Source organism: Thermostichus sp. MS-CIW-37, assembly GCF_054060065.1.
The window spans coordinates 19,363-32,181 of sequence record NZ_JBSSCV010000031.1 but is presented as its reverse complement, the minus strand read 5'-3'; the positions used below and the strand labels follow the sequence as shown (position 1 = coordinate 32,181).

The 12,819-nt window shown below is 58.0% G+C and carries 13 protein-coding genes and 1 other RNA gene; 5 read left to right on the top strand and 9 right to left on the bottom strand.

Going from position 1 to position 12,819, the window contains the following annotated elements; translation table 11 throughout:
- Window positions 1–244: 244 nt before the first annotated feature.
- Window positions 245–1,345 (top strand): uroporphyrinogen decarboxylase, encoded by a 1,101-nt coding sequence (hemE, locus tag ACVWYZ_RS12310; protein ID WP_457467217.1) that lies wholly within the window; start codon window positions 245–247, stop codon window positions 1,343–1,345.
- A gap of 366 nt (window positions 1,346–1,711) precedes the next feature.
- A complete protein-coding gene (locus ACVWYZ_RS12305) occupies window positions 1,712–2,695 on the top strand; it encodes a glycosyltransferase family 2 protein (RefSeq protein WP_457467219.1) in 984 nt (327 codons plus the stop codon).
- Here ACVWYZ_RS12305 and ACVWYZ_RS12300 read toward each other — a convergent pair.
- A complete protein-coding gene (locus ACVWYZ_RS12300; RefSeq protein ID WP_457467216.1) occupies window positions 2,650–3,531 on the bottom strand; it encodes an inositol monophosphatase family protein in 882 nt (293 codons plus the stop codon). The genes ACVWYZ_RS12305 and ACVWYZ_RS12300 overlap by 46 nt on opposite strands.
- Before the next feature lie 137 nt (window positions 3,532–3,668).
- On the opposite strand from ACVWYZ_RS12300, the gene ACVWYZ_RS12295 reads away from it, so the two are divergent.
- The gene (locus tag ACVWYZ_RS12295; RefSeq protein ID WP_457467215.1) at window positions 3,669–5,645 is read left to right on the top strand and encodes a protein kinase domain-containing protein; all 1,977 of its coding nucleotides are present in this window, start codon (window positions 3,669–3,671) and stop codon (window positions 5,643–5,645) included.
- 207 nt (window positions 5,646–5,852) lie between these two features.
- Here ACVWYZ_RS12295 and ssrS read toward each other — a convergent pair.
- Window positions 5,853–6,040: non-coding RNA, 6S RNA (gene ssrS, locus ACVWYZ_RS12290), on the bottom strand.
- A gap of 85 nt (window positions 6,041–6,125) precedes the next feature.
- On the opposite strand from ssrS, the gene ACVWYZ_RS12285 reads away from it, so the two are divergent.
- Window positions 6,126–6,650: a YIP1 family protein gene (locus ACVWYZ_RS12285; protein WP_414356283.1), complete on the top strand. Its 525-nt coding sequence runs from the start codon at window positions 6,126–6,128 to the stop codon at window positions 6,648–6,650.
- Between the two features lie 198 nt (window positions 6,651–6,848).
- Here ACVWYZ_RS12285 and ACVWYZ_RS12280 read toward each other — a convergent pair whose 3' ends face one another.
- The 4 genes from ACVWYZ_RS12280 to ACVWYZ_RS12265 all read right to left on the bottom strand — a co-directional run bounded on the left by ACVWYZ_RS12280 (window position 6,849) and on the right by ACVWYZ_RS12265 (window position 9,942).
- Window positions 6,849–7,076 carry an indolepyruvate ferredoxin oxidoreductase subunit alpha gene (locus ACVWYZ_RS12280; RefSeq protein ID WP_011434056.1) on the bottom strand — a complete coding sequence of 76 codons (228 nt, stop codon included), beginning with the start codon at window positions 7,074–7,076 and terminating at the stop codon, window positions 6,849–6,851.
- A 395-nt stretch (window positions 7,077–7,471) separates the two neighbouring features.
- A complete protein-coding gene (gene mreD / locus ACVWYZ_RS12275) occupies window positions 7,472–8,116 on the bottom strand; it encodes a rod shape-determining protein MreD (protein WP_414356284.1) in 645 nt (214 codons plus the stop codon).
- The gene (mreC, locus tag ACVWYZ_RS12270) at window positions 8,094–8,846 is read right to left on the bottom strand and encodes a rod shape-determining protein MreC (protein ID WP_011434053.1); all 753 of its coding nucleotides are present in this window, start codon (window positions 8,844–8,846) and stop codon (window positions 8,094–8,096) included. The genes mreD and mreC overlap by 23 nt, the downstream gene beginning before the upstream one ends.
- A gap of 67 nt (window positions 8,847–8,913) precedes the next feature.
- Complete coding sequence (locus ACVWYZ_RS12265; RefSeq protein WP_457467214.1) at window positions 8,914–9,942, bottom strand: rod shape-determining protein; 1,029 nt, start codon at window positions 9,940–9,942, stop codon at window positions 8,914–8,916.
- A gap of 456 nt (window positions 9,943–10,398) precedes the next feature.
- On the opposite strand from ACVWYZ_RS12265, the gene ACVWYZ_RS12260 reads away from it, so the two are divergent.
- Entirely contained in the window at window positions 10,399–10,812 is a 414-nt protein-coding gene (locus ACVWYZ_RS12260; RefSeq protein WP_457467213.1) for a VOC family protein, read from the top strand.
- Here the strand turns inward: ACVWYZ_RS12260 and ACVWYZ_RS12255 are convergent.
- From ACVWYZ_RS12255 to ACVWYZ_RS12245, 3 genes are all read right to left on the bottom strand, one after another.
- Window positions 10,809–11,402 (bottom strand): SAM-dependent methyltransferase, encoded by a 594-nt coding sequence (locus tag ACVWYZ_RS12255; RefSeq protein WP_414373469.1) that lies wholly within the window; start codon window positions 11,400–11,402, stop codon window positions 10,809–10,811. The two genes, ACVWYZ_RS12260 and ACVWYZ_RS12255, sit on opposite strands and share 4 nt — an antisense overlap.
- A gap of 133 nt (window positions 11,403–11,535) precedes the next feature.
- Window positions 11,536–12,303 (bottom strand): RNA polymerase sigma factor SigF, encoded by a 768-nt coding sequence (locus ACVWYZ_RS12250; RefSeq protein WP_414356291.1) that lies wholly within the window; start codon window positions 12,301–12,303, stop codon window positions 11,536–11,538.
- On the bottom strand, window positions 12,290–12,427 hold the full coding sequence (locus tag ACVWYZ_RS12245) for a hypothetical protein (protein WP_414400424.1): 138 nt from the start codon (window positions 12,425–12,427) through the stop codon (window positions 12,290–12,292). The genes ACVWYZ_RS12250 and ACVWYZ_RS12245 overlap by 14 nt, the downstream gene beginning before the upstream one ends.
- Between the last annotated feature and the right edge of the window lie 392 nt (window positions 12,428–12,819).

Sequence of the window (12,819 nt, the reverse complement as noted above, 5' to 3'; positions counted from 1 at the left end):
AGAGAATCGACAAGTGCGGGGAGTCCATGTATCCCGACGCTGATGCTTTGCATACAGCGCGGGACTTATAGCTCCCCGCGCCCCTCCTTTGTTAATGGGGATCCCAGCCCAGAGGCCAAAAGGACAAAAAGTGACGGCAAGTTGCAACCGATGAAGAAACCGCAGGGATCCTGAGCCGCCAACTTGCGGTTGCTGTCGCCACAATGTCAGGATTCATAAGGATCTTTAGCTGGATTGCCCTCCTATGTCCCACTCGCCTGTTCAGCTCAGCGCCACCTCCTCCACCGCCAGCGGTGCGGAGCACTTGGGTGACCGTTTGCTGCGGGCGGCCCGAGGGGAAGTGCTGGATCGCCCTCCGGTCTGGATGATGCGCCAGGCGGGTCGCTACATGGCGGCCTACCGCGAGCTGCAAAGCAAGTACACCTTTAAGCAGCGTTGCGAGATCCCGGAGCTGGCCATCGAGATCTCGTTGCAACCGTTTCGGGCCTTTGCCCCTGATGGAGTGATCCTGTTCAGCGATATCCTCACCCCCCTTGAGGGCATGGGGATCCCTTTTGAGCTGGTGGAGCATCAGGGGCCGATCATCGACCCGCCGATTCGTTCCCAAGCCCAAATTGAACGCATCCGCCTCCTGGAACCGGAAGAAAGTCTGCCCTTTATCAAGACCATTCTCAGCACCCTGCGCCGCGAGGTGGAAGGGAAAGCAACGCTGCTGGGATTTGTCGGCTCCCCCTGGACTCTGGCCTGCTATGCTGTGGAAGGGCGCAGCTCCAAAGATTACGCCCACATCAAGAGCTTGGCCTTTACACAGCCGCCATTGCTGCATCAGTTGCTGAGTAAGCTGGCCGACAGCATTGCCCGCTACGTGATCTACCAGATCGAGGGCGGTGCCCAGGTGGTGCAGTTGTTCGATACTTGGGCCGGCCAGCTCAGCCCAGCCGATTACGAGTGTTGGGCCTTGCCCTACCAAAAGCAAATTGTGGATCAGGTGAAAGCTCGGTATCCGCAGGTGCCGCTGATCCTCTACATCAACGGCAGCGCCGCTTTGCTGGAGCGGGTGGGCAAAGCCGGCATCGACGTGTTCAGCCTCGATTGGATGAGCGACATGGCAGAGGCCAGGGCTCGCCTGGGATCCCTAGCGGTGCAGGGCAATCTGGATCCGATGGTGTTGCTGGGATCCCCGGAGTTCATCCGGCAGCGCACCCTAGAGGTGATTCGAAAAGCCGGATCCCGTGGACACATCATGAACTTGGGCCATGGCATCCACCCAAGCACTCCAGAGGCCAATGTCCATTACTTTTTCGAGACGGTGCGCCAGTCGGCAGAGCTGATACATTTACGCTGAACACTGCTGAACATCACTGTTCAACTATGCAGCGATAGCATTCTGTTTGTTTCCAAACAGAATGGCGGTATCCCGCAAAGCTTTGAGTAGAATACCCAAAGCGCAGTTTCCGTGTCGTCTTACTACCAATTTTCTGCTTTGCTTTGGCTACCATGTTGGCAGACTCGAAAGTAAACAGAAAGATCAACTGGTAGTAATCCGTACTGAACATATTATACATTATTTTCAGTATAGTTGAGCTTATTATTGACTAGAGTCATGCTCCTAAAAGCCCTCTAGCCTAACAGGCAGCGCGAACCCCTCCTCCCTGAAGCGTTTTGCTCAACTTTTGCTCTAAGGTTGCACGGCCATCTCCAGGGATCCCCGGTGTACATCAGCGTCATCATTCCCACCTACAACCGCCGTCCCATTTTGGAGCAGTGTCTGCGGGCCCTGGCGCAGCAACAGCCCGGCCCCTACGAGGGCTACGAGGTGGTGGTGGTGGACGACGGCTCCACCGATGGCACAGTGGAATGGCTGCAGAACAACCCCATCGGCTTGCCCCAGTGGAAACTGTTGCAGCAGGAGCACCGTGGCCCCGCCGCTGCCCGCAACTTGGGGTTTCGCCACGCCCAGGGATCCCTCATCGTCTTTATCGACAGCGACCTGGTGGTGGTGGATCACTTCTTGGCCAGCCACGCCCAGATGCTGCGGCGGCACGGCGTTACAGGGGATCCCCGCTCCCCCCACGAGGCTAAGGTCTTCACCTACGGGCGGGTGATCAACACGAGCAATTTTCAGGATCCCCGCTCCGAACCCTTCAAGCCCACCGATTTTTCGGCAGCCTTTTTCGCCACCGGCAACGTGGCCATTGCCCGCCATTGGTTGGAGCGGGCCTGCGAAACCCCCGCCGGCCCCTTTGACGAGCGGTTTCACCTCTACGGCTGGGAAGACCTGGAGCTGGGGGTGCGGCTAAAGCGTTTGGGCCTGCGCCTGGTCAAGTGCCCCCAGGCCACCGGCTACCACTGGCATCCGCCCTTTGAGCTGCGGCAGATCCCGGCCCTTATCGAGCGGGAACGGCAACGGGGCCGCATGGGCATTCTCTTTTACCAAAAACACCCTACCTGGGCCGTGCGCCTGATGATCCAACTGACACCCCTACACCAATTCCTGTGGGGCCTTTTATCCCTGGGGGGCTGGCTGAACGAGAAACGGGTGGAACCGCTGCTGCGCTGGTTGATCCGGCAGGGCCGCTCGCAGTTGGCCTTGGAGCTGTGCCGGATTTTTTTCCTCAACTGGTACAACGTGCAGGCCGTTTACGAAAGCTACAGAGCGATGAAAGCGCGAAATAAGGGGATCCACTCAGCTTGAGCTGCCACCAGGGCGGGGTAAGTGAGTCGGCCATAATCCTTGCCGGGAATGAGAGGCTGGCCGGGATCCGGATCGGCACAGCTCAGGGGTTCCCAAACGGCGCCGGCCCCCTTGACAATGGCCCACACTGCCGCCACATCCCAGATCTTGGGCGAGCGTTCTACCGCCCCCAAAAGGCTGCCACCGGCCACCGCCAGCAGGTTGTAGGCAGCGCCCCCCAACATCCGCGCTTTGCAAGGGAATTGCGGGCTAATCCAATGGCTGCTGCGGGAACAGAAATTAAACAATTGGTTGGGGCCGGGTGAGGCGGTGCTAGGACGGATCGGCTGGGGACAGGCGGGATCCCGGTCGTGGCGGGTGAGAAAAGCCCCTGCTGCTGCATCCCCAGGAAACCGAGGCCAATAGCCGTAAAAAGTCTGGCGAATGGGCGGCAGATGGACACAGCCAAACACCGGTACGCCCCAATGCAGCAAAGCCAAGGAGCTGCCCCAAATGGGGATCCCACGGGCAAAATTGGTGGTGCCATCCAAAGGATCCACTACCCAACACCACTCCTTCTCGGGAAAAATGTGGTTGGATTCCTCGCTCAAATAACCGTGATCGGGGTAGGCAGCGGCAATGGCTCTTTGAAAAGCGCGATCCGCCCACTGGTCAGAAGAGGTTACCAAGCTGCCGTCGGCTTTTAAGGACTCCGTCCCGCTGGCGCGAACCGTAGGGTGGGCTTGGCCAAAGTCTGCCAAGAGCTGGGATCCCACGCTAGCCGTGGCCTGCAGGGCAAACTCGGTAACCTCCAGCCAGAAGGGGGGTAGAACGGCAGTTACAGAAGGAGCGCTCATGCCCCAATCCTAGCGGGATCCCTGGCTTTTGGGGTGAAAAAGGGTTCGCAATGGCAAGCGGATCCCTCACCAGCAGGTTTTAAGCCCCTAAGCTGACTAGAATCATAGGTAGACTCCCCGGCTGGCCGCCCTCCTCCATGAACCAGCGCCTGATTGGACAACTGATTGGCAACCGCTACCGGCTGACCCGCCACATCAGCGAGGGTGGCTACGGCAATGTGTTCGAGGCGGTGGATACCCAGCTCAATGACGAGCTGGTGGCCGTCAAGTTGTTGCGCCCGCCGCCACCGGACATGGGCCCAGAGTACTACCAGCAACTGCAGCAACGCTTCATGGATGAGGCCAGGGTCAGCGCTCTATTGGGCGAGCACCCCAACATCGTGCAGGTGCGCTCTTACGGCCTGTACCAAAACCAGCCCTACCTGGTGATGGAGTACCTGAATGCCAAACCCTACAGCGGCCAGGGGTTGGACTATGTGCTGGCTCGGGAAGGCCCCCTGCACCCAGAGCGGGTGGTGAACTTGGCTCTGCAGATTTGCTCTGCCCTGTACCACGCCCACAACTTTCAGATGGATCTGGGCAAACACTCCATTCGCGGCGTCATCCACCGCGACATCAAGCCCAGCAATATCTTTGTGCAGAAAGGGCCCGATGGGAAAGAGCGGGTCAAGATCCTGGACTTTGGCATTTCCAAGCTCATGGGGGAGACCTCTCGTGGCCTGACGCAAACGGGCTATTTTTTAGGCACGATGGTCTACGCCTCGCCGGAGCAAATGCGCGGAGAAAAGCTGGATGGCCGCTCCGACATCTACTCGCTGGGGGTGGTGCTGTACGAGCTGTTAACCGGTGCGCTGCCCTTCGAGCCGGATACCGACACCTTGCAGGGCTGGTACCACGTCCACAACTTTCAAAAGCCTCGCCCCTTCCAAGACCACAAGCTAGCCCACCCCATCCCCGCTGCCCTGGAGAAGGTTGTCCTCCAGTGCCTAGAGAAAGACCCTGCTCTCCGCCCGGCCAACATGGAAGTGCTCGGCCAGCAGCTACAGGCTGTCTATGGAAACAAGATCGCCCCTCCTGCCCCGTTCGTTCCCTCAAGTTCATCTCCTGCATCTCCAGGTGTTCGTCCCCAGCGGATCCCGACCGGATTTGGCCAGCCGACTTCCCAACAGCCGATGGGTCGAGCCGCCCCAGACGAGGAAGAAAAGCTACAACGGGCGGTAAGGCTGATCGAGGCAGGCGAGTACAAGATGGCCGTCCATCTGCTCAATGAGCTGATCCAGAGCGCCCCCAACGAAGCCCGCTACTATCTCTACCGCGGTCTGGCCCACCAACGACAGGGGCATTGGGGCCTTGCCCAGATGGACTATCAAGGGGTGCTGCGGCTGGAACCGGGTAACCCTTCAGCGGAACAGGGACTGCGCGAGGTAGAGCAGAAAGTTGGGCAAGAACATGTCAACAGCCAGTCTGGTTCTCATCTGTTGTTGAATGTGTTGAATACGCCACGCCTGAGCAAAGGGTTGGCGTTGGGCTGGCTCTTGGCCAATTGGGGGGCGTCTGGGATCGGCTACCTGGGGTTGGGGGCATTGGCTCCTCTGCTGGCGGCTTTGGGATCATTACAAGGGGCGGTGGCTGGAGCCGGCCTTGGCTTCCTGATGGGGCTGCTACAGTGGGCGGTGTTGCGGCGGCAGGTTTCTGTGGGATGGGTGGCTGCAACTCTGCTGGCCACGGCTTTGGGTTGGGTGGCAGCGGATTTCCTCGCTCCCCAGGTGGGGGTGGCAACCTCTGCTTTTAACCCGACAGATCCCTGGCTCCAAAATGCCTTGCGGGCGATGGGAGATGTGCTGCGCGGTTTGCTGGTGGGGGTTGGCGTCGGTGGGCTGCAATGGGCCTTGTGGTCTCAGGGCTGGAAAGGTGGCCGGGCTTGGCTCTTGGCGGCAGTTGCCGAAGGGGCAGGATCGGCTCTGTTGATGGGCTGGCTGCTGGCCAATACTGCCTTGAACAGTTGGCTGCTGCTGATCGTGGGGCTACTGGCCAACACGCGCCCCCTCAGCGCAATGGTGCTTTTGAATTTGCGCCGGATCCCTACTGTTCAAAATCAACAACAAGCCTCTTAGGCCCCAGGGATCCCGTTCCGAAAAACAACCGCAGTTCGACAGTCCCTTTGACTCTCTCTAGGAAAGAGGGGAGCCAGGAATTGAAATAGATCATCATGGTACTGGATCCACCTGGCTATGGGCAATTTGGCTTGGGATCCCGTAAAGCAATGGCAATTCAACTGCAACATTCAAGCAACAAAAAGGCCCCCTTTCGAGGGCTCTTTTGAGGATACTGTTGCGCCGTTTTACCGTGGTTTTCGACCTGGAAAATCCAGTATAGGATACCGGGGATGATTGTTGATAGTTTCCAAATCTAAGTTTGGCTTACTGCTCTCACATCCACTTCCCATCCTAATTGTCGAAGGGTATAGATCGCAAAAACATAACGGCAGTCACCAACGCCGCAGAATCCTTTTCCAATCATACCCCATTTTTGGGATGTGCCTGTCAAGTGCTCATAAGGGCTAGGATGAAAGATAGCTTGACTTGTTGCCGGCCATGCTCGGTTCCTGGTTAGACAACATCTATGGCGCTTGGTTTCTGCCGGAGCGCACTTTTCGGGCACTGCGGGAACAGCCCGTTCTCTGGCAAGCCTTTGGGGTGGTGGGGCTGCTTAACGTCCTAGAGGCGATTCGCCGCTCTGGGGCAAGCCTGCCGAGCATGGTGCTGGCAGTACTGATGGGATCCCTGGGCTGGGTGAGTTTGGCGGCTTTGCTGCAGTTGCTGGCCTTCTGTTTAGGTCGGGCTGCCCCTTCCTTTTCGGCGCTGCTGTGCTTGACGGGGTTTGCCGGCTTGCCGTGGCTGCTGCTGGGGCCTGCTCAATCGTTGGGTGGGGTACTGGGATCCCTGCTGGGCCTTGCAGCGCTGCTGTGGTTTGTGGTTTGGCAGGTGCGGGCGGTAGCTGTAGCGCTGGATTTGGAGTGGTGGCGCCTGGTGGGCCTGATCCCATTGGCTTTCCTAGGGGGGATCCTGTCCCTGAGCTGGCTGACCAGCGGCGTCGTTGCTCTGGCTTCCTTGCGCTAAAGCTTATAGTTGTTTCAGGTTAGGGTGAGACGCCTGGGCTACCAAGAAAAGCCTTCTGGTTCTGCGTATTGTTGCTCCGCAACGCTGACGCGACGATGCGACCAGGGCTTTAGGTGTGGGTGCAGTGTCCTAGTTGGAGTTGAAATGATCATAATTCCCATTGGATCTTGGGGTGTGGCCAGGGATGCTTCCCCGGAATTAGCGGGGCACTCGCTGCAGATGCGGCTTTTCCTCCGGCAGAATAGCGCCCTCTACGGGGCAGACCTGTAAACAGATGCCACAGTCAATGCAGGTGGAAAACTCAATCCAAAAGTAGTCGGTGCCTTTGGCATTTTTGGTATCGCCGGGGTGGATGCAGGCGACGGGGCAAGCCTCTACACAGTCGGCCACACCTTCACAGATATCGGTGACAATTGTATGCGGCATGGATCCCTCCCAATGAACGCTCTAAGTCAAATCCTAAGTGCAGTTGCCACAAGGTCAGCCTTTACGTCGCCTGCGCTTCCTATGCTGTTGACTTTTTGATTAGAATGCGCGATATTTGCCCGAAGCTGCCTGAAAAAGATGGGACTTATATCTCAGTTCTAGGGTTCATTTTAGGCCAAAATTGCTCCCCAACGAAGAATTTTCCGGATTGTCGCTTTTTCTGACTTTGTCTGGGGCCTCTCAGCACAGCGCCAACATGTGGGAGGTCAGAGACAGTCGGCAAACCGGCTCCCACCGCCTCGAGAGTTCTTTCTTGCCAAAAATGCCAAGGGACATACTCTGCTTTGGCCTAAGTTTTAACCGAAAGGTAGGATGATTTGCCACAAAACCAAAGGCTAAACCTCTCTGGGATCCCGCTCTTGAGATTGCCACCAACGGCTGAGGGGCCAGTACAAAGCAGGTGCCCAGAGGCTACTTAAAATAGCAGACGTGAGGGCATTGCGTTGATGGTTCCACCAGATGCTCTCCAGAGAACGCGAACCGTCGCCGCCGATGCTGCCGAAAGAGTGAAGGGAGTTCCCCAATCCATCTAGCAAAGTTTGCATTCCCGCCGGATCCAGGCCCTCGGATCCCTGGGAGGCGGCAAGCCACATCCACTGCAGCGCCATCAGGGTTTCGGCAATCACCACCATACCAAAAACGATCAAGGCCACCGAGATGAAGTCTTCTTGCATGTAGCGTTGTTTTTGCAGCTTGGCGGTGAGGATCCCGACTACGGCCAGCCCCAGCGCATGGGTAGGACAAGGGCTGGTCAGCGCATCTTGCAGAAAACCCAGGGTGACCCCGGCAACAGCTCCCTGCCAAGCTTTACGCCGCACACTCCAGCACACCACCCAGATCAAGGGCCAATCTGGGGTTAAGCCTGCCAGCTCCAAGCCCGGCCCGCGCCACCAAGGGGCCACTGCTGCCAGCAATCCTGATAGGGCAGTCACCACCCAGTTGAGGTGAGACTTGAGCTTAAGAATCAGAGGGTTGAGCATAGCGGTAGATCAAGGCCCATTCCAAGAGGCCCAGCGGCGCCGACAGTTCGACAGTGGCTTGGGGGGCAGGGCTGGCATCCAAGTTGACCGCTCGAACCGTTCCCACCACCACCCCGGCTGGGTAAAAGCTGCTCAGGCCCGAGGTCACCACCACATCCCCCACCTCTACTTTGGGAGCCTTGTCGAAAAAATCCAAAATGGCGCTCTGGGTGCCCGTACCCCTCAGGATGCCCATGTGTCGGCTGCGACTCAACATCACCCCAACACGGCTGGTGGGATCGCTGATCAGGAGCACTCGGCTGGTGTTGGGCGTGACCGACTCAACTCGCCCGATCAACCCGCCCGGCGCCATGACTACATCTCCCACCCTGACTCCATGCCGGCTGCCGCGGCTGAGGGTGAGCTGTTGCCACCAGTGATCGGCGCTGCGACCCACCACTGCTGCCGGGATCCCCGCTTGGGGCATCTGCTCGGTAAATTGCAGCAGCCGCTTCAGCTCGCGGTTTTGGTACTGCAACTCGGCTACCAGGGCTTGCAGCTCACGGTTGGCGGCCTGGCTGAGCACCGCGGCGGGATCCACAGGTGGACGGGCCGGGGCGGTGATCCAACTGTACAGCTCCACCAACAGGGATCCCTGGGTTTGGCGCAAGCCCAATGCTACCCCCATCGCCAAAGCAGACAGGAGTAACCCCAAGCCGTAGCGCCTCCACCATTGGCGTAGCCGATTCAAGCAATACCTCTCCGACCCACTCGACTCACACCTCAAATCAGGAAATCAGGGAGAGGGAGAAGCGCCTCTAGCCCTTGAAGCTGCCGCTCAACACTCGACCCAAGGTTTTGAAATCCTCCAGAACTCGCCCTGTACCCAGCACCACACAACTGAGGGGATCCGGAGCAATGTGAACCAAGATCCCGGTTTCATGGCTGATCAGGGCATCCAGACCCTTGAGCAAGGCTCCTCCGCCGGCCAGCATGATGCCGCGGTCGATAATGTCGGCAGCCAATTCCGGTGGAGTGCGCTCCAGGGTGCGCTTAATGGCTTCCACAATCACCGAGAGGGGCTCGGCCATGCTCTCGCGGATTTCGGTGCTTTTCACCGTAACGGTACGGGGTAAACCGGAGAGCAGGTGTAACCCGCGCACCTCCATGGTCAGTTCCTCTTGAATCGGGTAGGCAGAACCGATCTGAATCTTGATCTCTTCGGCAGTGCGCTCCCCGATGGTGAGGTTGTGAACCTTTTTCATGTACTGGACGATGGCCTCGCTCAGCTCATCTCCCGCTACCCGCACGGACTCGCTCAGCACGATCCCCTGCAAACTGAGGACGGCTACCTCAGTGGTGCCGCCGCCAATGTCGATGATCATGTTCCCAGTGGGCTCTTGCACCGGCAGCCCGGCCCCGATTGCTGCTGCCACCGGCTCATCCACCAAATACACCTCCCGCGACCCAGCTTGGAGAGCGGCTTCCATCACCGCCCGTCGCTCCACCCCAGTCACACCGCTGGGGATCCCAATCACAATGCGGGGAGCAATCAGGTACCGGCCCTCGTGTACGCGGTGGATGAAGTGTTTTAGCATCATCTCCGCCGTGTCGAAATCGGCAATCACCCCATCTCGCAGAGGACGCACCGCTACAATGTTGCCGGGGGTACGGCCCAACATTTTTTTGGCATCTTCCCCCACAGCCAGGGGTTGCTTGGTGTTTTGGTCGATGGCGACCACAGAGGGCTCTTGCAGGACAATGCCTCGCCCGGCCACGTAGACCAGCGTGTTGGCAGTGCCCAAATCAATGCCCATATCACGGGAAAATCGGCTGAAGAACCCCACGGTAAGTCGCTCCAGTCTTGATTTGGGAAGAAGCAGCAAGCTTTGGTACCTACTATAGTCTAGTTCTGCTAGAGAATCTCCCCCGAAGAGTGGGAATCTGCTCCAGAGAAACCGGCTATGGCTGTATCCCAGCCAGCTGTGGAAGATCGAATTCGCCGCTAAGGTGCAATCCTGTTGTGATTCGGGATCCCTCGTGCCTAAGGTTGCCATTGCTCCAGCCGGCTATCCGGCCATCGCCCCCTATTCTCCCGGCGTGAAGGTGGGCAAAATACCCTCTACATCTCGGGCACATTGGCCCTGGATCCGGAGGGCAAGACGGTGGATCCGACATCGCCACCCAGACTCGCGTGGTGTTGGAGCTGAGTGACATCCTCCCGACGCTCACCCTGCGGGTACAGCGCGGGGCTTCTCGGCAGTTTAGCTAAGATAGACCAGCCCGGTCTTTTGGCGGTTGCGATGCAGCTCTCCGGCGCCTTGGTCAGCGTGGCTACCCCAGACTTGCCCCGTCTGCAGCGCTTCTATCGGGCTCTCTTGGGGATCCCTCCCCAAGTCCAGCTTCCAACAGAGGGGGATCCGGTGTACGTGGAGTTTCGTCTGCCGGGGTTGCGGCTGGGCCTTTATCGCAGCCGTCATCTCGATTGTGGTGCCCAAACCGAAGCGGTGAGCCTCTGCCTACAGGTGCAGGATTTACAGGGATCCCTGACAACACTGGAGGGGTTGGCGGAAGCTTATCAGATCTCCATTTCCCCTCTGCGACAAGCCTTTCACGGACAGGAGGTGGATTTTCGGGATCCCGATGGCAACCGGATTGTACTGCACCAGCCTTCTGCTGCTTTTGGGGAAGCGACAGCCTGGGATCCCCAGGGTTAGATCCGCCAAAGGTAGATGGTGTAGGTGTTGATGACATCCGATACGGTGGTGGTGGCGGTGGGGGGCCAATCCCCCATGTCGAAGGAGTGGGTGACCAGACGAGCGCCGGGCCGAAGCTGGGAGCGCAACTTGTCTCGGATCAGCAGGTGGGAGCTGGGCAGCAAATAACAACTCACCACCGTCGCCGGGGTTAAGTCCAGAGTGAGCAGATCCTGCTGGAGAAAGGTGACTCGATCCTGAACTTGGGCTTCTTGGGCCCGCTGTTGGGCTTCCAGGATGCGCTCCGGGTCGATATCCACCCCCACGCCCCGCGTGCCAAAGCGCTGTGCCGCCCGGATGAGAATGCGGCCATCCCCACAGCCCAAGTCGTAGAGAGTATCCTCGCTCCCCACCTGGGCCAAATCCAGCATGGCATCCACAACCAAGGGCAAGGTGCGCACATAGGGGGCTAAGCGGATTCCCTCTGGACTTTGCCGGTTGGACTGGCGTTGGAAGAAGGGATCCCTGACCACCGAGTTCTGACCGAGCTTAGGCTTGAAACCGCGGGGTGCCAAGGGTCGATCCCGAGAAGAGCGGTTTTTTCTATTCATCAAATACTCTCGTCCATGTTTCCATCAGTCTATCAATCTGTTGCGGTACAGAGCCCTCGCTGTTCTACAGGGTGGAAAGCCACCGCCAGTTGCGTCGGTTCCAGCGTCTCGAAAAATATTCTGATTCAACAACTTAAAAAATATCTTGATTCAACAACTTGGCCAGACGTTCCAGCCCCTTTTTGACTTGGCGGGAAACGGTAACGGCGCTGATCCCCAGCCGCTCTGCCGTTTCTTTTTGGGTGAGGTCGTAGAAGAAGACAAATTCCAAAATCTTGCGGGTGCGTTCCTCCAGCTTGGCCAAGGCATGCTGTAGGCGAATGCGGTCTTCTTCGGCCAGTTGAAAACTGCGGTAGCGCTGATCCGGAACGACCTCCCCCAAAGCGACGCTGTCTTCCTCGGTTTGAATCGGGGCATCCAGGCTGAGCAAAAGGCTGTTTTGTTGAGCCAGTTCCAGCTCTCGCCATTCCTGCTCCGTCAGTTGTAGGGCTTCTCTCACCTCGGCCTCAGAGGGAGAACGGCCCAACTCTTGCCGCAGACGGGCAATCACCTTCTTGGCTTGTCGTTGCAGAGTTGTCCAGCGGCGTGGGATCCGCATGGTGGGGCTCTTGTCTCGCAGGTAATGTTGAATTTCTCCGCGAATGTAGGGCATGGCAAAGGAGCTGAAAGCCAGCCCACGGGTAATATCAAACCGTTCGATGGCCTGAATCAAACCCAAGCAGCCAACTTGGACCAGGTCATCGTACCCCTCATTGCACTGGTTGCGCCAGTGATGGGCTTCTTTGCGCACCAAGCCCATGTTTATTTCCACCAGTCGATTGCGCAGGGCCGGATCCCGATTCTGGTGGTACAGCCGCAACAGTTCGGCGGTTCGGGCTTTAACATCCTCATGAGATGCCATAGATCCACATGCGGCTGGGAATCCGGTCTTGGCCAAAGGCAATGGAGTGGAGGCCGCCGGTCGCCTCGGTGAGACGGAGTTCTTGGGAGAGATCAGGCGAGGGGCCGTTATCATAGAGAACCACTTTACCGATTTGCCGAAAATAACTGTAGAACCAGCACTTAAGGAACTGGAAAACCATTCAAAGGCTGAGGATCCCACGCATAATCAACACCTATCCAGTCCAAATAGACGCTTTTGCCCAGCCGAACCGACCTGGCATGCGCAAGCTATAGGGCTACAGAGATGGTGTCAGAAGCACGACTGGACACTGTTGAGATCCGCCAGAAGCTAGAACGTTCTTAGTTTGACCAGGTTTCTGGGCCCAAGCAACAGCATCTCCACGGAAAATCGGCGGGTTTCCTCGGCAAAAGAGCGCAATTTCCCTGTCAGGCCCGATTGAATTGCCCGATTTCTGTTGCTGGCGTGCTCTCATGGACTGGTTCATGATTTGGGATTGGCCGTGAGATCGCCTGC

Bases quoted from the DNA above. Each gene is read 5' to 3' on its own strand.
- ACVWYZ_RS12280 (WP_011434056.1), bottom strand. From the start codon at position 7,076: ATGCCGCATACAATTGTCACCGATATCTGTGAAGGTGTGGCCGACTGT.
- mreD (WP_414356284.1), bottom strand. From the start codon at position 8,116: ATGCTCAACCCTCTGATTCTTAAGCTCAAGTCTCACCTCAACTGGGTG.
- ACVWYZ_RS12300 (WP_457467216.1), bottom strand. From the start codon at position 3,531: ATGAGCGCTCCTTCTGTAACTGCCGTTCTACCCCCCTTCTGGCTGGAG.
- ACVWYZ_RS12260 (WP_457467213.1), top strand. From the start codon at position 10,399: ATGCAGCTCTCCGGCGCCTTGGTCAGCGTGGCTACCCCAGACTTGCCC.
- ACVWYZ_RS12255 (WP_414373469.1), bottom strand. From the start codon at position 11,402: ATGAATAGAAAAAACCGCTCTTCTCGGGATCGACCCTTGGCACCCCGC.
- ACVWYZ_RS12250 (WP_414356291.1), bottom strand. From the start codon at position 12,303: ATGGCATCTCATGAGGATGTTAAAGCCCGAACCGCCGAACTGTTGCGG.
- hemE (WP_457467217.1), top strand. From the start codon at position 245: ATGTCCCACTCGCCTGTTCAGCTCAGCGCCACCTCCTCCACCGCCAGC.
- ACVWYZ_RS12295 (WP_457467215.1), top strand. From the start codon at position 3,669: ATGAACCAGCGCCTGATTGGACAACTGATTGGCAACCGCTACCGGCTG.
- ACVWYZ_RS12285 (WP_414356283.1), top strand. From the start codon at position 6,126: ATGCTCGGTTCCTGGTTAGACAACATCTATGGCGCTTGGTTTCTGCCG.